This is a genomic window from Roseburia inulinivorans DSM 16841, from assembly GCF_000174195.1.
Taxonomy (GTDB): domain Bacteria; phylum Bacillota; class Clostridia; order Lachnospirales; family Lachnospiraceae; genus Roseburia; species Roseburia inulinivorans.
The window spans coordinates 1-18,247 of record NZ_ACFY01000091.1; the positions used below are offsets into that span (position 1 = coordinate 1).

Genomic DNA, 18,247 nt, shown 5'->3' on the forward strand with positions numbered 1-18,247 from the left:
GGATATACGACTTCATCTGGCAATGTAGAATGTCGCTCCTCTTGTAGGAGCGTGGATTGTATTCCTAATAGGACAGGTAGGACTTTTTCTTATGTTGTTAATTAACATACTTTGACGTTAAAAAATATCTGTCAAATAAAGCTATTTATATGATATCATAGATATTATAAAGAAATCTTATTTGATGCTTTTACATAGTTTTCAGTCAAATGACGTAATTTGTCAGAGACGGTACACATTTACAATTTGGAAGGATGAGTAAGTATTATTCGATAGTTGAGAAGAATAGGGCAGTAGCTTGGCGAAAAGATAATAATTATCATTGTTTATAGGAGAATGCCATATATGAAAAAAGTGGGAAGTTATGCATTGCTAATCAGTATGCTATCAGGATGCAGCCAACAAAATACAGTGAATCAAACTGAAAGTGAGGTATCAGAAGCACAAATGCAGGAGAATAGCGAAAATATAGAAACAGAAAAAATGCAGGATACAGAAAAGATCCAGAATACAGAGAAAATCCAAGATACAGAAAAAAATGAAAACAGAGAGAAGCTATCTCCTTTTGAAATGCATGGCGCATTGCATGTAGAAAATGGAAAGTTGACCGATCAGCATGGCGATGTAGTGCAGCTTTATGGAATGTCTACGCATGGAATTGCATGGTTTCCGCAGTATGTGAATCCGGATGCTTTTCGCACACTTCGGGATGATTGGAATACAAACTGCATACGTCTGGCAATGTATACGGCGGAAGATGGAGGATATTGTTCTGGCGGAGATAAAGAGCAATTAAAACAGCTTGTTAAGGATGGCGTTTCCTATGCAACAGATTTAGGAATGTATGTGATTGTGGATTGGTACATTTTGAGTGATGGTGATCCAAATCAGAATAAAGATGAGGCAATTGCTTTCTTTAAAGAGATGGCAGAAACTTTTGTTAATAATGACAATGTGCTTTATGAGATTTATAATGAACCAAATGGTGGTACTTCATGGGAAAGTATCAAAGCATATGCAGAGGAAATAATTCCAGTCATTAGAGAAAAAAAGCCGGATGCGGTAATTCTGGTAGGAACTCCGACATGGAGTCAGGAGATTGATAAAGCAGCAGAGTCGCCATTAGAAGATAAAAATGTTATGTATACGTTACATTTTTATGCAGGAACACATAAGGATGATTTGCGCAATCGGCTGGAAAGCTATGCACAGAATGGTCTGCCGATTTTTGTGAGCGAGTTTGGAATGTGTGATGCTTCGGGAAATGGTGCGAATGACTTTGAATCTACTGCGAAATGGTTGGATTTATTAAACAAGTATCAGATAAGCTTTATGTGTTGGAACTTGGCAAATAAAGATGAGAGCAGCAGTGTGTTCAGAGCAAATAGCACAAAAATTTCTGATTGGACAGAAGAAGATTTAAGCGAAGCAGGACAATGGATCAAAGCTTACTTCCAAAATAGAAGTTATCAATAAAATTTCATAAAAACACAATACAAAAAGGAGTCCCTCCATGCAATCATACAACGACCTACAATCACAATTAAAAACAATAGACCATAAAAGTTACCCATTATACAAATCCCTGCGCGGAAGTTACCAGTTCCCCAAATACATATTGTCAATTGACCATGTGCAGGGCGATCCGTTTGCGGCGCCATCGGATGTGAGGGTGACAGTGGATGCGAAGGCAGCCGGATTCCCGGCATTTGCGATGAAAGATAAGCTGACAAGAACTGCGTTGGCGGATGAACTGCTTCGCAATTTTGCGGCAAAAGTGAATCAGTTTAACTTTAAAGCGAAGGGTTCCGGGAAAAGTGGGCTGATCTCAGTGACACACTGCGGACAGGAAGTGCTGCAGAGGACAGCATGTGAAATCAGTGAAAAAGAGATCACCGCCAGATTTGCAGTCGGGTTTCCTGCAAATGGAAGAACGATTAATGCAAAAGAACTCGAAAAAATCTTATTTGAATATCTGCCACAGTGCGTGGAGCAGTCTTTTTATTATAAAAATCTGAATGCGCAAAAAGTAAAAGAGGCTGTGGAACTGGCAGAAGATCAGCAGGCAATCCGTGAGAAGCTGCTAGAACTTGGGCTGGCTGCGTTTGTGGCGGATGACTCTGTGCTGCCAAGGGAGAGCGGTATCTCTTCCAAGCCAATGAAGCAGTCTGTAAAATTTGTTTCTCCGGAAACAATGCGTGTGACATTAGAACTGCCGCACCGGGGGAAGATTACAGGAATGGGAGTTCCCAAAGGGATCACCCTGATCGTAGGCGGCGGTTATCATGGAAAATCTACACTTTTAAATGCGTTGGAATTAGGCGTATACAATCATATTGCCGGAGATGGCAGGGAATATGTGATCGCAGATGAAACGGCACAAAAGCTCCGCTCTGAGGACGGAAGATTTATCAAAAATGTAGATATTTCCATGTTTATCAATGATCTTCCAAACGGCAGGGATACGAAGGATTTTTCGACTGCTGATGCGAGTGGAAGCACGTCCCAGGCGGCTGGCATCGTGGAAGCGGTTGAGGCCGGCAGCAGACTGCTTTTGCTGGATGAGGATACTTCTGCAACTAATTTTATGGTGCGGGATGCCTTTATGCAGAAAGTGGTAAGCCCGGACAAAGAGCCGATCACACCGTTTTTATCCAGAGCAGGGGATCTGTATGAAAAAGCAGGAATTTCTACCATTCTGGTTGCGGGAAGTTCGGGAGCATTTTTCCACATTGCAGACACTGTGATCCAGATGGATCAGTATGAACCTGTGGATATCACAGAGAAAGCAAAGAACCTGTGTGGACAATTTCCAATCATGCAGGAGACAGCAAAACCATTTGTTTTACCGGATAGCCACCGTGTCATGGAAAAAGACAGGAATGGAGCGGTAAAATGCAGGGACTACCGGAGCGGAGAAGTGAAAAAAGGCGAGCCGGAGCGCTTGAAGGTAAAGACGCTTGGTGTGGATGGCTTTATGCTTGGAAAACAGAATGTCGATCTGCGCTATATCGAGCAGTTGATCGACAGCGAGCAGACGGCGGCACTGGGACTGCTTTTGAAATATACTGTGGAACATCTGGTGGATGGAAAGCGTACCATTTCAGAAACGGCACAGTGGTTAGAACAAAAGTTAGAGCAGGAAGGAATGGTATTTGCCGCAGAGCATGGCGTTATCTCCGGTGGATACGCAATCCCAAGAATTCAGGAGATTTATTCCTGCCTGAACCGCTATCGGGTGTAAATAATTGTGAATAAGAAAGGAGCCTGCCATGCGTCCAACAATCAAAAAACAGAATATAAAAACTCTATTGGAAACAAAGTTTATCAAAGTATTTGATCTTCAGTATGCCGAGGGCAGACATTACTATAATGCAACAAGACGGAGCGCAGATGATCTTGTGGCAGTGAAGTCTACGGAAGAATTTCAAAATATGCTTCCGGATGCGGTGAGCTGCATCACGATCTGGAATCCATCCAACGGTGAGCCAAAGCTATTATTGAACCGTGAATTCCGGTATCCGGCAGGACAATTTTTGCTGAGTGTCCCGGCGGGACTGATCGATCCGGCAGATAAAGAGGAAGACGAACCATTGCTTGTGACTGCGAAAAGAGAACTGAAAGAAGAAACCGGAATTGAGGTTTTGGATACAGATGAACTGGAAGTGATCAATCCATGTCTTTTCAGCACACCGGGAATGACGGATGAGAGCAACGCACTTGTGAAAATCGTGTTGAACCGGGATACTCTGACAGGTATGTCACAGGACGGTGCAGAGGGAAGTGAATGTTTTGACGGCTTTTCTTTTCTGACAAAAGAGCAGGCACAGAAAATTTTAAAGGACGGCGTTGATGAGTACGGCATTTTCTATTCCGTGTATACATGGACAGCATTGACCTATTTTGTGGCAGATATGTGGAATCGAAACCCTATTTACAAATGCATAAAAAAATAGGATAATAGCTGTGAAAATAACAACATATTCTTTATAAGAAGAAACAGCATTCCAAGAATGCAAAGCCATTCGAAAGGTATAAAGTATTTTTGGATTGCAAAGCATCGGAAAGATGTTTTAGAAGGTAATACATATGGAAATTGAGAGATTAGGTGAAAATAAGATCAGATGTGCACTGTCTGAAGAAGAAATCCGTGAAATGGGATACAATATTGATGAGATTATTGGAAATACCGAGGTGACGCAGGAGTTTATGCGTGCGGTGGTGGAACTGGTAGAGGAGCAGGGCAATATCAGTATGCAGAATATTTCACCGGTAGTGAAGGCAGAACTTTTGCAGGATCACAGCATGGCGATCACGTTTGGCGGAGATTCCGAGATGAGTTTTAAGAATCTTGTGGATACGGTCGGACAGCTGATGAACCAGCTCGCACCGGAAAAATTATCAGAATTTCGGCAGATGAATAAAGAGGAAAAACAGAGTGCTATCGATGATTTCCTCGAAAAATATAAGGCAAAGCACAGCCAGGATGCAAAAAAGACAGAGACAGAAGATGCAAATGGTACTGAGCAGAAAGAGGACAATGAAATTTTTGAGACATCGGTTCCGTTTAGTCTGGAGTTTTCCAGTCTGGATGAAATGCTGCGATTGATCCGTCTGGCACCATTTACAGAAAAAATGCCTACAAGCAGTCTTTATAAATTCCAGCAAAAATACTATCTTGTGATGGATCTGATCCATTTTTCAAGGGAAGAATTACGGCCATTTGCGTTTACAATTGTAGAATATAACAATTGCCGTTATGCTGAGGTCGGACAAATTGCATTTATAAAAGAACACGGAAAATGTATTGTAGAAAATGAGGCACTGCAAACGCTGATGCAATTGTAAAAAGTGATGAAAATTTTTCAGGCAATAGACAAATGTGCCAAATGTCAGAAAAAATATTGTTACTTTTGCCGATGAATTTCATGCGCTAAAATCTACCATATATGCTATTATAGTTGAGGCGCACGTACGAGATATAGTGCACTGCAAATGAAAATATGTTATGTGGGAGATTGGTTATGAGCAGAGAGCAGCTTTTAGAACTTGAAGATGTGAAGAGAAGTTTACTGGTACAGGCATACCGTATGAAACAGGAGCATCCGCATATGTCGCCGGTTGGAATTGAGATGGAGATGTATTCTGCTTTGATGGCTGAAGTAAAAGAGATCACAACGAGAATCCAGATGAGCGCAGAGGCATAGGTGACAACCAATAAGTTTTTCGGGCAGGCTTTTTCAGAGATGAAAGAACCTGCCTTTATTATGACAGAAAATACGATTTGAGTTTCTGTCAATAGATGATTGAAAAAAGAGGAGAACAACCATGAATTTTGCAGAGAGAAGAAAACAGGTTTTTGAGAAAATGGAGAGACAGTCAGCGTTGATCTTATTTTCCGGGATTGAGAGCCATGTGAGTGCAGATGAATATGCACCATTTGAGGCAGACAGAAACTTTTTTTATCTGACAGGATTAAGAAGAGACCATATGATTCTTTTGATGAAAAAGACATTGAAAGAGGAGCAGGTGATTTTATTTATCGAAGAAGCAGACCCGACACAGGAGCGCTGGTACGGAAGAAAAGTGACAGTGGATGAGGCAAAAGAGATTTCCGGTATCGATAATGTGATGTTTTTAGATTCTTTTGAGGGCGCTGTTGACCGCATGATGGCAAGGGAAGATATTGACAGCCTGTATTTTGACTGTTACAGATATCAGTTTGAGGACATGCCGGATTACAATATGATCAAAGCAAAAGAATTTGCAGAAAAATATCCGGGACATGCAGTGAAAAATATTTCGCAGGTGATCGCAGAACTGCGTATGCAAAAAGACGGGGATGAAGTAGCACTTGTGCGGGAGGCGATCGGCATTACTGATAAAGCATTGCAGTATGTGATGAAACATTTAGAGCCGGGAATGGCAGAATATCAGGCACAGGCTGATTTTGAATACATGATCCGCTATAACGGAGCGGAGGGAACTGCATTCCCTACCATCGCAGGAAGCGGTGCAAACGGAACCATGCTTCACTATGACACAAACCTTGACATTTGTGAGGATGGTTCTTTACTGCTGATGGATCTCGGGGCAAAATACCGCGGATACTGCGCAGATATCACAAGAACTTATCCGGTAAACGGAACATACACAGAGCGCCAGAGACAGGTTTACGACATTGTCTTAGCTGCAAACCGTGAGGTTGCAAAGACTGCAAAACCGGGCATGACGTTAAAAGAGTTAAATGAGATTGCAAAGAAAGTGCTTGCAGCAGGCGGTATGAAACTCGGTCTGATCGAAAAAGAGGACGAGATTGATACTTATTATATGCATGGCGTATCCCATCATCTTGGAATCGATGTGCATGATGTCACAGCGGCTTGCAATGAAAAATTACAACCGGGTGCCATCATTACTGATGAACCGGGACTCTACATTGACGAATGGGAGATCGGAATCCGTATCGAGGATGATCTTCTGATCACAGAGAACGGCTGTGAGTGTCTCTCAGAGGCAATTATCCGTGATCCGGACGAGATCGAAGCATTTATGAAAGACAGATAGAAATGAGGCAGAAATGAGTTGACCATTTCCGGTCACGATTATATAATAGCAATGGAAATTTTTTAGGAGGTGACATTCATGGACAGTTGTGATAGTGCGGGGCGAAAGAACAAAACCGATGGATTTTCTGAATGCTTTGGCACAGGGCAGATGTCTGTGGGCGTCTGACCTCTGTGATAATAGAATATGCCTTCTGAAACCACCGGTTTACATGCCTATACAATAGAGTGCACGCTTCGCGGACAATCTATTGTCATGAACTATAACAGCAGGAACTTACACATGCTGCTTGGAAGTAAAGCGGTGGTTTTTTATGCCCTTTTTTCAGGGAGAACAGGAGGCAGAAATGCAAAAAGAAGTATTAAAAGAACCGACTTATGTAGAAGAATTATTAACATTATTCCGAAGCAATCTTGGAAAAGAAGAACTGCTCGAAAAAATCTCCGATTATCATGAGAGCGACATTGCGGATGCAATGGAGCAGATGACACCGGAGGAAAGAAAAAAACTCTATCCATTGCTTGGAGAGGAGTATATTGCGGAAATCCTTTCCTATACCGAGGATGCGGCAGAGTATTTGCAGGAGATCAACCTGGAAAATGCTGCCAGAGTCATTTCGGAGATGGATTCCGATGATGCGGTCGATGTTCTGGAGAATCTGGATGCGGACACTAAGACCAGGATCGTCGATCTGCTGGATGATGATGCGGAAAAAGATGTAAAACTGATTTTATCTTATGAAGATGATGAGATCGGTAGCAAAATGACAACGAATTTTATCGTCATAGGAAAGAATCTGAACATCCGTCAGGCAACGCATGAGCTGATCCGTCAGGCGGGAGAGAACGATAATATCTCAACGATCTATGTAGTAGATGAAAATGAGCAGTATTATGGAGCAATCGACTTAAAAGACCTGATCGTGGCAAGAGATTATCAGGATCTGGACAATCTGATCTCGACTTCCTATCCGTATGTGGGAGCACATGAGAAAATCAGTGAGTGTATCGAACGGTTAAAAGACTACGCAGAGGATTCCATTCCGGTATTGTCAGAGGAAGGAAAAATCTTAGGAGTCATCACAGCTTACGACATCGTGGAAGCCGTGGATGAAGAGATGGGAGAGGACTATGCGAAGTTAGCCGGTCTTACTGCGGAAGAAGATTTGGAGGAGACAACGTTTCAGAGTATGAAAAAACGTCTCCCGTGGCTGATCATCCTGCTGTTTTTGGGAATGGTGGTATCTTCGGTTGTCGGAATTTTTGAGACGGTCGTTGCAGTGATCCCGATTGTGATGTGTTTCCAGTCATTGATTTTAGATATGGCAGGAAATGTCGGAACCCAGTCGCTGGCGGTGACGATCCGTGTGCTGATGGATGAGAATTTAAACCGGAAAGATAAGTTTGGACTGATTTTGAAAGAGATGCGCATTGGTTTTGCAAATGGACTGTTTCTTGGAATTATGGCATTTGTATTTATCGGACTCTATGTGTGTTTCATAAAAGGAAATGCGCTTTCCTATTCGTTTTTGATCTCAGGCTGTGTGGGAGTTTCCTTAATGCTTGCGATGGTGATCTCGAGCCTTGTCGGAACAACGATCCCACTGCTTTTCCATAAGATCAAAGTCGATCCGGCGGTCGCGTCAGGACCACTTATCACAACCGTGAATGATCTGGTAGCAGTGGTTACTTATTATGGACTGGTCTGGCTGTTTATGATCGAATTATTGAAGATTTAACATTTTGTATAGGTAATCTTTACCTTTTCTTTAGAATAATCCATGTGTATTTTAAGAATGAACCGTTATACTCGTTAACAGTAAAAATGTTACAGAGTATAGCGGAGGTCATTCCAAATGAAATATATCACATTTACAATCCCATGTTACAATTCAGAAAATTATATGCGAAGATGTGTGGATTCACTTTTGGTGGGCGGCGAGGATGTCGAGATCCTCATTATTGACGATGGTTCTTCCGACCGGACAGGTGCGATCGCAGATGAATACGAAATGCTTTATCCAAACATTGTAAAAGCGGTGCATAAGCCAAACGGCGGTCATGGTTCCGGTGTGAACAAAGGGCTGGAGCTGGCGCATGGACTTTATTATAAAGTCGTGGATTCCGACGATTGGTTCGACCGTGATGCTTATCTGAAAATGTTAGATAAAATAAAAAGTTTTGAAGTCGCACAGTTCCCAGATCTGATCATCTGTAATTATGTGTACGATCATCTGGATGAGGGAATCCAGAAACCGATGAATTACAGAAATGTATTTCCAACTGAAAAAATGTGCAACTGGAACACAATCGGACATTTTCATCCATCGCAGTATTTGATTATGCATGCACTTATGTTTCAGACGAAAGTATTGAGACAGTCGGGGGTAAAACTGCCGGAGCACACGTTTTATGTGGATAACCTGTTTTCCTATCAGCCGCTTCCGTATGCGAAGAATCTCTACTACATGGATATTGACCTGTATCATTACTACCTTGGAAGGGAAGATCAGTCGGTCAACGAGAAAGTCCTGATGAAGCGTATCGACCAGCAGATCCGCGTGACAGAGCTTGTTGCAAAAAGTGTGGATTTAAGAGAAGTGAAAAAAATGTATCCAAAACTGGCCGTTTACATGATGCGCAATATTTCAATCATGTTGTCCATTTCTTCAATCCATCTTCTTCTGATCAAAACAGAGGAGGCGTTCCAGAAACGTAAAAGGATGTGGGAGCAGGTGAAGGATTATGACAGGATGCTTTATTACCGGTTAAGATGTTCTACCTTAAGCGGTCTTACTTATCTGCCGGGAAGATTAGGTGGAAAAATCACAGTCGGCGGCTACCGCATGGCAAGAAAAATTTATCAGTTCCAGTGATAAGAAAAAAGTACAGAGGAATAAAGATATGGCACAGATTTATATTGCATTTGTAGATACACCGGGATTTTTTGCCGGAATGATACGGCAGGTCATCAAACAGAAGTACATTCATGTGGTTCTTTCGATGGATGCGGAACTTGAGGAGGCATACAGTGTGGGACGCAGAAATCCTGCGGTTCCGCTGTTTGCCGGATTTGAAAAAGAGGATAAAAGAAAAATCTTAACGGTGTTTCCAACGGCTGATTATATGGTGTGTAGTATTGAGTGTTCGCTTGTACAAAAGGAGGCAATCCGTCAGGAACTGCATCTGGCTATGCAGGAAAGATTTCATTATCATTATGCAGTTGCAGGATTACTATTTATTTTGTGGAACATTCCATTTTACCAGGAAAACCATTACACCTGTTCTTCCTACGTGGCACGGGTATTAGAGAAGTACGGCGTCTGTCATTGGGAAAAACATTTTTCCCTTGTGACACCAAAGGATTTCATGGAAAAATTTGGACGGAAACGGATTTTTGAAGGAAGTTTGAGAGAATTAGTGGAAATGTCTGTGCAGGAAGAAACGGTTTGTGCTGTTGAAAAAATTGCGTAACAGTTCTGTCCAAAAAAGAGGAAAGGTGGCTACGTGGATATGAAAAAGAAAATCTTGCAGACAGTCTTGTTTCTTGGGATTATGTTTTTGACTTTTTATACGTTACTCCATGGACAGAATCTGTCAGAAATTTATCAGGCAGTAAAAAATATGTCAGTTCCGTACCTGATTGCAGCGGCAGGACTGGCGTTATTTTTTGTCTGCGCAGAGGGCAGCATGATCTGGTATCTGCTCACATCCATGCGAAAAAAAACAGACAGTCAGACAACCGTTCTCTGTGTTGTTGGAAAAGAAAAGGTATGTTCTCTGTGGCGTTGTATCCAATATTCGTTTATTGGATTTTTTTATTCGGGCATCACACCATCCGCAACAGGTGGGCAGCCGGTGCAGCTTTATTATATGAACAAAGATGGAAACAAAGGTTCTGACTGTACCATAGTGCTTATGACGGTGGCAGTAATTTATAAAATTGTGTTGGTAGTTTTAGGTGCCGGAATGTTACTTTTTTGCGGCGGCGCATTGAAAACAGAGCTGCAGTCCTTTTTTCCATTATATTTGCTGGGGCTTGCGCTGAACACGGTTGCCGTTGCAGTTGTACTTGCCGCAATGCTTTTTCCACAGTGGATGATTGTCGTTTGGGCGTGGGTGGAAAAGCAGTTTATCCGGCTCGACATCTGGAAAGCAAATCCACAGCGCATGGATAAGGTGCAGACATTTACGGGAAACTATAGAAATGCCGTGGATTGGCTGAAGCAGCATCCGGGAAAATTAATAGTGGTCATCGCCGTGACGTTTTTGCAGAGGTGTAGTGTATTTCTGCTTACTTATATGGTATATCTCGGACTTGGACAGGCGGGGACTTCCATACAGGAGGTAGTTCTATTACAGGCATCGGTCTACATTGCGGTGGATATGCTTCCGCTGCCGGGAGCGCAGGGAATCACCGAACTGATGTATCGGTCAGTCTTTGCACCGGTATTTTCTAAGGGCAGTCTGATCCCATCCATGCTGATCAGCAGGGGACTGAACTTCTATTTTCTTTTGTTGGCAGGAGCCGGGGTTACGGCTGCAAACCATTTTCTTGTAAAAAAGAAGATTTAAACTCTATTTGCAGGACACGGAGCAGCTCTTATGGCGGAAAAATAAAGATTTGGTAAAGAAAGTATAAAAGATTCGAGAATATATTTTTTTCAAAAAAGAATGTGTTAAAATAGAAAGCAATTTATGGAAAATAATCTATGGAAAAGTTTTTTTGATCGAGAGGAAAAAGAGAAGTTATGAGCAATTTCAGGACAAAATATTTAAAAATTGCATGCAATCTGCTTTGGGCAGTGTTTTTATTGATTTTTGCGTTCACATTACTTCCAAAATTGCTGATCTATTTTATGCCGTTTGTGGTGGGAATGATTTTTGCGATGATCGCAAATCCGATGGTGAAGTTTCTGGAGAAACGGATCAAAATTAACCGGAAATATGGTTCGGTCATCATGATCGTGCTGGTCATCGGTCTGGTAGTGCTGGCCTGCTATGGCGCAGGGACAATCCTTGCAAAAGGAATCGGTGCATTTATGGCGTATCTGCCAACGATGTCTGCCAATGCCGGAACCGAATTTTCCGAGGCAATCAATCAGCTGCAGCAGCTGCTGGAAAAACTGCCATTTACGCAGAATGTGGATTTAAGCGCCATCGGAACTGCGATTCAGGATTTTTTGACAAATTTTGTGTCCAGCTCAGATTCTGCAACGCTTGGGGCAATCGGAGAATTTGCCAAAAGCCTGCCGGATATGATCGTTGGCATAGTCGTAGGACTGCTTGCAGCATATTTTTTTATTGCAGATAAAGACAAACTGATCACCGGGGTGGAGAAACATTTATCTGCCGGATTCCTTGCAAAAACAGAACGTATCTATAAACAGCTTGTGCATGCGGTAGGAGGCTATTTTAAAGCACAGTTTAAGATCATGGGCGTTATTTATGTCATTCTTCTGATCGGTCTTTTGATCCTCCGGGTAGATTTTGCATGGCTGATCGCCTTTGGCATTGCGTTTCTGGATATGCTTCCGGTGTTTGGAACGGGAACAGTGCTCTGTCCGTGGGCGGTTATCAAACTTTTTACCGGAGATTACAAGATGGCGGTCGGCATGATCGTTTTATATGTGGTCTCTCTTGTCGTGCACCAGATCGTGCAGCCGAAGCTGATCGGCGATTCCGTAGGACTTGATCCGTTTGCATCGCTGTTATTCATGTTCATCGGTTACAGGGTGGGCAGTGTTGTGGGGATGATCCTTGCAATCCCGATCGGTATGATCCTGATCAATCTGTACGAGGCAGGCGCATTCGATACACTGGTCTGGTGCGTTCGGGAAGTCGTGAATGATTTCAATAACTTCCGCAAGGTTGGCGGAGAGAAGAAATAAGGGCACTCTGCCATGTGGAACTGGTAGCTGCGAGAGGAAATCTCATCGATTCGCCGAAAGAAATGATATGTTTATACATTTTTCGTCCTTAAAAGTGTTGATTAAACACATATTTACATCCTTAATAATGTTGACACCTGTGGGGTAGAATTTTATAATGCAGATATATGGAAATAATTTAATGGTTTCTTATAGATTATAGGAGTTGGAGGAAGGCTCATGGAACGATTTGCATTATCACGAATGAAAGAATGGAAAGAGAATGAAAATAGAAAACCATTGATTATTCGCGGGGCAAGACAGGTCGGAAAAACATGGATCATGAAGACATTTGGTCAACAGTATTTTGAGAAGACAGCCTATGTTAATTTTGATAATAACGCCCGTATGAAACAGGTATTCGAAGGAGATTTAGACATTGAAAGACTGGTTTTGGCGATCAGTGCTGAGACAGGAGTTTCTATTGAGGCAGAGAATACGCTGATCATTTTCGACGAAGTTCAGGAAGTACCAAAAGCACTTACATCATTAAAGTATTTTTATGAAAATGCACCTCAGTATGCAATTGTTGCAGCAGGATCACTTCTTGGAGTTGCATTACACCAAGGTACGTCATTTCCAGTTGGGAAGGTAGATTTTCTTGATTTGTATCCGCTTAATTTCAGGGAATTTTTGTGCGCAATGGGAGAGAAACAATTTGTTTCCATGTTAGACAGTTGTGATACGCAGATGGTAACAGTGTTCAAAACAAAATATATAGAACGTTTAAGGGAATACTATTTTGTAGGTGGGATGCCAGAGGTGGTAAAAGATTTTTCGGAAAAAAAGGATTATAATCGTGTTCGTGCGATTCAGAAAAATCTTATTAACTATTATCAGCAGGATTTTTCAAAACATGCTGAAATAAAGCTTGTTCCAAGACTGAATCTTGTGTGGAATTCGATTCCGATGCAGCTTGCAAAAGAGAATAAAAAATATATTTATGGACAGGTACGCGAGGGGAGCAGGGCAAAGGATTTTGAGCTGGCTATTCAATGGTTATTGGATTGTGGATTGATTCATAAAGTACAGCGGATTCAAAAACCGGATCTTCCATTGAAAGCATATATTGATTTTGATGCTTTTAAGCTTTTTTTAGTGGATATTGGATTGCTCATAGCGATGACAGATCTGGATGCAAAAGTGATTATAGAAGGAAATAAGATTTTTACTGAATTTAAGGGAGCACTGACAGAGCAGTATATATTGCAGCAGTTAATATCAGATGTCGGAGTGATACCTTACTATTATTCAACGCAAAATTCCAAGGGAGAGATTGATTTTTTAGTTCAGGGAAAAACATCTGTTATTCCAATTGAAGTAAAGGCGGAAGAAAATCTGAAAGCAAAGAGTTTGAAAGCTTTTTGTGAAAAGTATCAACCATCTTATGCAGTCCGAACATCAATGTCGGATTATAGAGAGCAGGATTGGATGACGAATATTCCTCTTTATGCAGTAAAGTGGATTAAAAATTATGTCAACCAATAAAATAAAAAGAAGATAAAAACCAGGACACATACCAGATAATGCGTAATAGCATCAGAGGTATGTGTCCTTTTTTAGGTAAATATAGTTTTTACAGTAATTCCATATTAATGGATTTTTCCGTAAATCCGTAATTACAGTACATCTCGTAAGCGGCTTGATTTTTAGCATTTACTTGAAGTTCAATGCCATCCAGCCTTTTTTTTGCTTTTATCTCTTTTACTTTTTCAAAGAAAAGATGTCCGACACCCATGCCGCGGTAAGGTTCGTCAACCGCCATTGTGTCGATAAAAACAATGTCCCGTGTCACCTGTGCAGGAGATTCAATATGCCGGAAGATAAGTTCTAAAATTCCGATCACATTTCCTTCATTTTCTGCAATATAGAAAGTATCGCCTTTTACGATTTCCTCAAATACTGCCTTTGGCAGAAGCGCATCATTGGGTTTGTAAATATCGGGACGCCAGTTTATATGAAGCGCCTGCCCCTGATTTAAGATGCGGACGACGGAGTCATAGTCGCTCATTTGTGCATTTCTTATGATACAGTTCATTATTTTACGATTACTTTCACGAATTTCTTTTTACCACGTTTTACAACAAGTCCATCTGCGCCGAAGGAATCTGCATTGTAAGCGGTCCTGATATCGGTTACTTTCTCGTCTGCAACTGAGACACCGCCCTGTTCTACGGCACGTCTTGCGTCGGAACGGGATGGAGCGAGCTCTGTCTTTACGAGAAGAGACAGGATATCCATATCGCCGTCTGCAAAATCAGCAGAGGATAACTCTACCGTTGGCATATGTGCGGAATCTCCGCCACCGGCAAAAAGTGCGTGGGAAGCTTCTCTTGCTTTTGCTGCTTCCTCTTCCCCGTGAACTAATTTGGTCAGCTCGAATGCAAGGATTTCTTTTGCCTGATTGAGCTGTGCACCTTCCCAGCTTTCCATTGCATCGATCTCCTCTAATGGAAGGAAAGTCAGCATACGGATACATTTTAATACGTCAGAATCTGCAACGTTTCTCCAGTACTGGAAGAAGTCGAATGGAGAAGTTTTCTCCGGATCAAGCCATACAGCGCCGGACTGGGTTTTTCCCATTTTTTTGCCTTCAGAATTTAAAAGAAGGTTGATAGTCATAGCGTAAGCGTCTTTTCCGAGTTTACGGCGGATCAGCTCGGTACCACCTAACATGTTGCTCCACTGGTCATCGCCGCCGAACTCCATGTTGCAGCCGTATTTCTGGTATAAGGTGTAGAAATCGTAGCTCTGCATGATCATGTAGTTGAACTCCAGGAAGCTTAAGCCTTTCTCCATACGCTGTTTGTAGCATTCAGCAGTGAGCATACGGTTTACAGAGAAATGAGCGCCAACTTCACGGAGAACATCAATGTAATTTAAGTCCATCAGCCAGTCAGCGTTATTTACCATCAATGCTTTTCCTTCGGAAAAATCGATAAAACGGCTCATCTGTTTCTTGAAGCAGTCACAGTTGTGCTGGATCGTTTCCGGTGTCATCATCTGACGCATGTCGGTACGTCCGGACGGGTCACCGATCATTGCGGTACCGCCACCGATTAAAGCGATTGGTTTGTTTCCTGCCATCTGGAGACGTTTCATCAGGCAGAGTGCCATGAAATGTCCTACGTGAAGGCTGTCTGCTGTCGGATCAAATCCGATATAAAAAGTTGCTTTTCCGTTGTTGATCAAATCTTTGATCTCTTCTTCGTCTGTTACCTGCGCAATCAGTCCGCGGGCAACTAATTCGTCGTATAATGTCATTTTGGTTTTCCTTTCTTCTAAAAAAATACCCCCGTCCTAATAAAAGGACGAGGGTTAAACTCGTGTTACCACCTTAATTCATAAGCAGCTCACACTGCCTACCTTCGTGAGTGTCCGACAACACTCCGGCGCGGTTAACGTGCGCCACTACGTCACAGCCTACTATTGCAAGATATCGAATGATCAAAAACAAATTCGGTGTGAAGCTCGGGGATGTATTCGAACTAAGGTTCCGATGCGCCTCTCATCAGCCGGCAGCTTTCTGTATCTTCCACTTAACTGTACTTCTTCCCGTCAAAGCCTGTGTTCTGCTTCAATTAACGCTATTATAAGCATGAAAAAAATGATTTGTCAAGGAAAAAGAAAATTTTATTGACCTAATAATAAAACAACACAGTCGCAGCTTCCCAATACAAGAGAAGCACTTTCTCTGTTTCTGGTTAAAATTACATCCGCAGTTTTTCCATTGGTGAGAAGCACCCGGTCAGCCGGTTTTTCAAGCGGCAGTGTCACGGTATCTGTGCCGAAATTTCCGGCAACCAGAATGCGTTGTCCGGTTTCTTCATTGGTGCGGTAGTAAGCAAACATATGGTCAACATCTTCATAAGCAGCGGCAAACGTTCCGTAAGTGAAGGTTTCCACGTATTCCGGTGCTTTGCGGAGTGCGATCAGTTCTTTGTAAAAAGAGAGTACGGAATCTGGCCGGTTCAGCTGGTCGGTTACATTGATCTTTGTATAGTTTGGATTCTCCGCAAGCCAGGGGGTTCCGGTGGTGAAACCGCCGTGCAGGGAATTGTCCCACTGCATAGGGGTTCTTGCATTGTCACGGCTGTTTTCATAGCAGGCGTGAAGTGCTGCCTCTTTCGAACATCCGGCATTTAAAGCAGCCTGATACTGATCTTTGGTGCTGATGTCATCGTATTCGGAAATATCGTTTCGGACACAGTTTGTCATGCCGATTTCCTGTCCCTGATAGATAAAAGGAATTCCGCGCAGTAAAAAGTAAGTAGCTGCAAGCATTTTCACACCGGCTTCATTTCTGGCGTGTGCAGGAAGATAGTGTGTAGCACCTCGTGGCTCATCGTGGTTTTCAATAATATTTGCCTCAAAGCCAACGGTAAGGTCTGCTTTCTGGGTGTCAAAAAGGGCAGTGCGCCACCGGTTGAAATCGAGGGCAGGAGCATCATACCAGCCGTGTTCCCCATAGGAAAGCACATGGGCGGAAAAGTCAAATTTGGTGGAAAAATGACCGTCCTCACCGATAAATTCACGCAGTTCATCCTCTTTTAAATGAAATACTTCGCCGACCGTAAAAGCGTCGTATTTGTCAAATGTTTCATGTTTCATTTCCTCTAAAAATGTGCCAATTCCATGTGCGGAAGCTAACATTTTATCGCAGGAGACAAGTCCGTCATCACCGTCCGCCGGGAAGGATGGAAAATCAAGATTTTTCTTGATATTGATGATGGCATCGATACGGAAACCGGAAATGCCTTTTTCAAACCACCAGTTGATCATCTCATAGATTTTTTTGCGGACGACCGGGTTCTCCCAGTTTAAATCGGGCTGTTCCTTAGCGAAGGTGTGGAGATAATATTTATTTGTGCCGGGAACTTTTGTCCATGCAGATCCACCAAAATAGGAGCGGTAATTGCTTGGTGCCTTGCCGTCTTTTCCTTCGCGGAAATAGAAGTAGCCGGCGTAAGGACCGTCCGGGTCGGCGAGTGCTTTCTGAAACCATTCGTGTTTGTCGGAACAGTGATTGACGACGAGATCCATGATCAGATGCATACCGCGTTTTTTCATTTCGGCGACAAGGGTGTCAAAATCATCCATTGTGCCAAACTGTTCTGCAATTTTATAGTAATCGGAAATGTCATATCCCTGATCGACAAAAGGGGATTCGTAAACCGGGGAGAGCCAGATGATGTCGATTCCGAGTTCTTTTAAATAGTCCAGCTTTGAGATGATTCCCTTTAAGTCGCCAATCCCATCTCCGTTTGTATCCAAAAAACTTTTTGGGTAAATCTGATAAGCTACTTTATCATGCCACCATTTTCTTTTCATAAATTCTCCTTTTCTTTCATTCGATTCTGGGGTGATTGCGAAACTCATTTAAAGCTGTTTAAAATTGTTCAAAATTAACAAAATTTTCGAAAACACGCTTTCGCTACGTGTCGCTGGTAACGGTACTAAGAAGCCAGTCACGACTAATGTCGTGCCTACCTTCTAAGTGCCAATCGAACTTGTTCGATTTCTGCTCCCCAGTGTTTTCTCAAGCTTTTGTTAATTTTTCACAATTAAATTTACACAACTTTGAGTTTCGCAATCTCTACACTTGATTGTATGATACTGTTATAATAGAATAGAAGAAACGAAAAATCTTGCATAAATATAAGGAATTATTGCACAAAACTGCTATGCTGATGTGGATTAAGACAGCTTAGAAGGTGTTTGCCATCTGTTTCAATGATGTTAAAGAGGAAT

The 18,247-nt window shown here is 42.2% G+C and carries 15 protein-coding genes; 12 read left to right on the forward strand and 3 right to left on the reverse strand.

What is annotated here, in order from left to right; translation table 11 throughout:
* Window positions 1-345: 345 nt before the first annotated feature.
* The 12 genes from ROSEINA2194_RS09725 (at window position 346) to ROSEINA2194_RS09780 (ending at window position 13,984) form a co-directional block, all read left to right on the forward strand.
* On the forward strand, window positions 346-1,476 hold the full coding sequence (locus ROSEINA2194_RS09725) for a glycoside hydrolase family 5 protein (protein WP_172727086.1): 1,131 nt from the start codon (window positions 346-348) through the stop codon (window positions 1,474-1,476).
* A gap of 37 nt (window positions 1,477-1,513) precedes the next feature.
* Window positions 1,514-3,244 carry an ABC-ATPase domain-containing protein gene (locus tag ROSEINA2194_RS09730; RefSeq protein WP_007886236.1) on the forward strand — a complete coding sequence of 577 codons (1,731 nt, stop codon included), beginning with the start codon at window positions 1,514-1,516 and terminating at the stop codon, window positions 3,242-3,244.
* A 28-nt stretch (window positions 3,245-3,272) separates the two neighbouring features.
* Window positions 3,273-3,956 carry an NUDIX hydrolase gene (locus tag ROSEINA2194_RS09735; protein ID WP_007886238.1) on the forward strand — a complete coding sequence of 228 codons (684 nt, stop codon included), beginning with the start codon at window positions 3,273-3,275 and terminating at the stop codon, window positions 3,954-3,956.
* Between the two features lie 133 nt (window positions 3,957-4,089).
* Window positions 4,090-4,848: an adaptor protein MecA gene (locus ROSEINA2194_RS09740; protein ID WP_007886243.1), complete on the forward strand. Its 759-nt coding sequence runs from the start codon at window positions 4,090-4,092 to the stop codon at window positions 4,846-4,848.
* A 176-nt stretch (window positions 4,849-5,024) separates the two neighbouring features.
* The gene (locus ROSEINA2194_RS09745; protein ID WP_021922519.1) at window positions 5,025-5,207 is read left to right on the forward strand and encodes a hypothetical protein; all 183 of its coding nucleotides are present in this window, start codon (window positions 5,025-5,027) and stop codon (window positions 5,205-5,207) included.
* 121 nt (window positions 5,208-5,328) lie between these two features.
* Window positions 5,329-6,567 (forward strand): aminopeptidase P N-terminal domain-containing protein, encoded by a 1,239-nt coding sequence (locus ROSEINA2194_RS09750; RefSeq protein ID WP_007886248.1) that lies wholly within the window; start codon window positions 5,329-5,331, stop codon window positions 6,565-6,567.
* Between the two features lie 346 nt (window positions 6,568-6,913).
* Entirely contained in the window at window positions 6,914-8,305 is a 1,392-nt protein-coding gene (gene mgtE / locus ROSEINA2194_RS09755; RefSeq protein WP_055169577.1) for a magnesium transporter, read from the forward strand.
* Between the two features lie 117 nt (window positions 8,306-8,422).
* On the forward strand, window positions 8,423-9,442 hold the full coding sequence (locus tag ROSEINA2194_RS09760) for a glycosyltransferase family 2 protein (RefSeq protein ID WP_044927575.1): 1,020 nt from the start codon (window positions 8,423-8,425) through the stop codon (window positions 9,440-9,442).
* Window positions 9,443-9,470: 28 nt separating this feature from the next.
* Entirely contained in the window at window positions 9,471-10,040 is a 570-nt protein-coding gene (locus tag ROSEINA2194_RS09765; protein WP_007886252.1) for a hypothetical protein, read from the forward strand.
* 39 nt (window positions 10,041-10,079) lie between these two features.
* Entirely contained in the window at window positions 10,080-11,141 is a 1,062-nt protein-coding gene (locus ROSEINA2194_RS09770; protein ID WP_007886253.1) for a lysylphosphatidylglycerol synthase transmembrane domain-containing protein, read from the forward strand.
* Window positions 11,142-11,317: 176 nt separating this feature from the next.
* A complete protein-coding gene (gene ytvI / locus ROSEINA2194_RS09775) occupies window positions 11,318-12,457 on the forward strand; it encodes a sporulation integral membrane protein YtvI (RefSeq protein ID WP_007886254.1) in 1,140 nt (379 codons plus the stop codon).
* Window positions 12,458-12,676: 219 nt separating this feature from the next.
* Complete coding sequence (locus ROSEINA2194_RS09780; protein WP_044927578.1) at window positions 12,677-13,984, forward strand: ATP-binding protein; 1,308 nt, start codon at window positions 12,677-12,679, stop codon at window positions 13,982-13,984.
* 88 nt (window positions 13,985-14,072) lie between these two features.
* On the opposite strand, the gene ROSEINA2194_RS09785 is transcribed toward ROSEINA2194_RS09780, so the two are convergent.
* The 3 genes from ROSEINA2194_RS09785 to ROSEINA2194_RS09795 form a co-directional block, all read right to left on the reverse strand.
* Window positions 14,073-14,507 carry a GNAT family N-acetyltransferase gene (locus ROSEINA2194_RS09785; protein WP_227970547.1) on the reverse strand — a complete coding sequence of 145 codons (435 nt, stop codon included), beginning with the start codon at window positions 14,505-14,507 and terminating at the stop codon, window positions 14,073-14,075.
* 26 nt (window positions 14,508-14,533) lie between these two features.
* Window positions 14,534-15,760, reverse strand: a complete 1,227-nt coding sequence (gene tyrS, locus ROSEINA2194_RS09790; protein ID WP_007886259.1) for a tyrosine--tRNA ligase — start codon at window positions 15,758-15,760, stop codon at window positions 14,534-14,536.
* A 369-nt stretch (window positions 15,761-16,129) separates the two neighbouring features.
* A complete protein-coding gene (locus tag ROSEINA2194_RS09795; protein WP_044927580.1) occupies window positions 16,130-17,827 on the reverse strand; it encodes an alpha-glucosidase in 1,698 nt (565 codons plus the stop codon).
* Window positions 17,828-18,247: the final 420 nt, after the last annotated feature.

Bases quoted from the DNA above. Each gene is read 5' to 3' on its own strand.
- ROSEINA2194_RS09785 (WP_227970547.1), bottom strand. From the start codon at position 14,507: ATGAGCGACTATGACTCCGTCGTCCGCATCTTAAATCAGGGGCAGGCG.
- ROSEINA2194_RS09730 (WP_007886236.1), top strand. From the start codon at position 1,514: ATGCAATCATACAACGACCTACAATCACAATTAAAAACAATAGACCAT.
- ROSEINA2194_RS09750 (WP_007886248.1), top strand. From the start codon at position 5,329: ATGAATTTTGCAGAGAGAAGAAAACAGGTTTTTGAGAAAATGGAGAGA.
- ROSEINA2194_RS09725 (WP_172727086.1), top strand. From the start codon at position 346: ATGAAAAAAGTGGGAAGTTATGCATTGCTAATCAGTATGCTATCAGGA.
- ROSEINA2194_RS09795 (WP_044927580.1), bottom strand. From the start codon at position 17,827: ATGAAAAGAAAATGGTGGCATGATAAAGTAGCTTATCAGATTTACCCA.
- ROSEINA2194_RS09765 (WP_007886252.1), top strand. From the start codon at position 9,471: ATGGCACAGATTTATATTGCATTTGTAGATACACCGGGATTTTTTGCC.
- ROSEINA2194_RS09760 (WP_044927575.1), top strand. From the start codon at position 8,423: ATGAAATATATCACATTTACAATCCCATGTTACAATTCAGAAAATTAT.
- ROSEINA2194_RS09745 (WP_021922519.1), top strand. From the start codon at position 5,025: ATGAGCAGAGAGCAGCTTTTAGAACTTGAAGATGTGAAGAGAAGTTTA.
- ROSEINA2194_RS09780 (WP_044927578.1), top strand. From the start codon at position 12,677: ATGGAACGATTTGCATTATCACGAATGAAAGAATGGAAAGAGAATGAA.
- mgtE (WP_055169577.1), top strand. From the start codon at position 6,914: ATGCAAAAAGAAGTATTAAAAGAACCGACTTATGTAGAAGAATTATTA.
- ROSEINA2194_RS09735 (WP_007886238.1), top strand. From the start codon at position 3,273: ATGCGTCCAACAATCAAAAAACAGAATATAAAAACTCTATTGGAAACA.
- ROSEINA2194_RS09740 (WP_007886243.1), top strand. From the start codon at position 4,090: ATGGAAATTGAGAGATTAGGTGAAAATAAGATCAGATGTGCACTGTCT.
- ROSEINA2194_RS09770 (WP_007886253.1), top strand. From the start codon at position 10,080: ATGAAAAAGAAAATCTTGCAGACAGTCTTGTTTCTTGGGATTATGTTT.
- ytvI (WP_007886254.1), top strand. From the start codon at position 11,318: ATGAGCAATTTCAGGACAAAATATTTAAAAATTGCATGCAATCTGCTT.
- tyrS (WP_007886259.1), bottom strand. From the start codon at position 15,760: ATGACATTATACGACGAATTAGTTGCCCGCGGACTGATTGCGCAGGTA.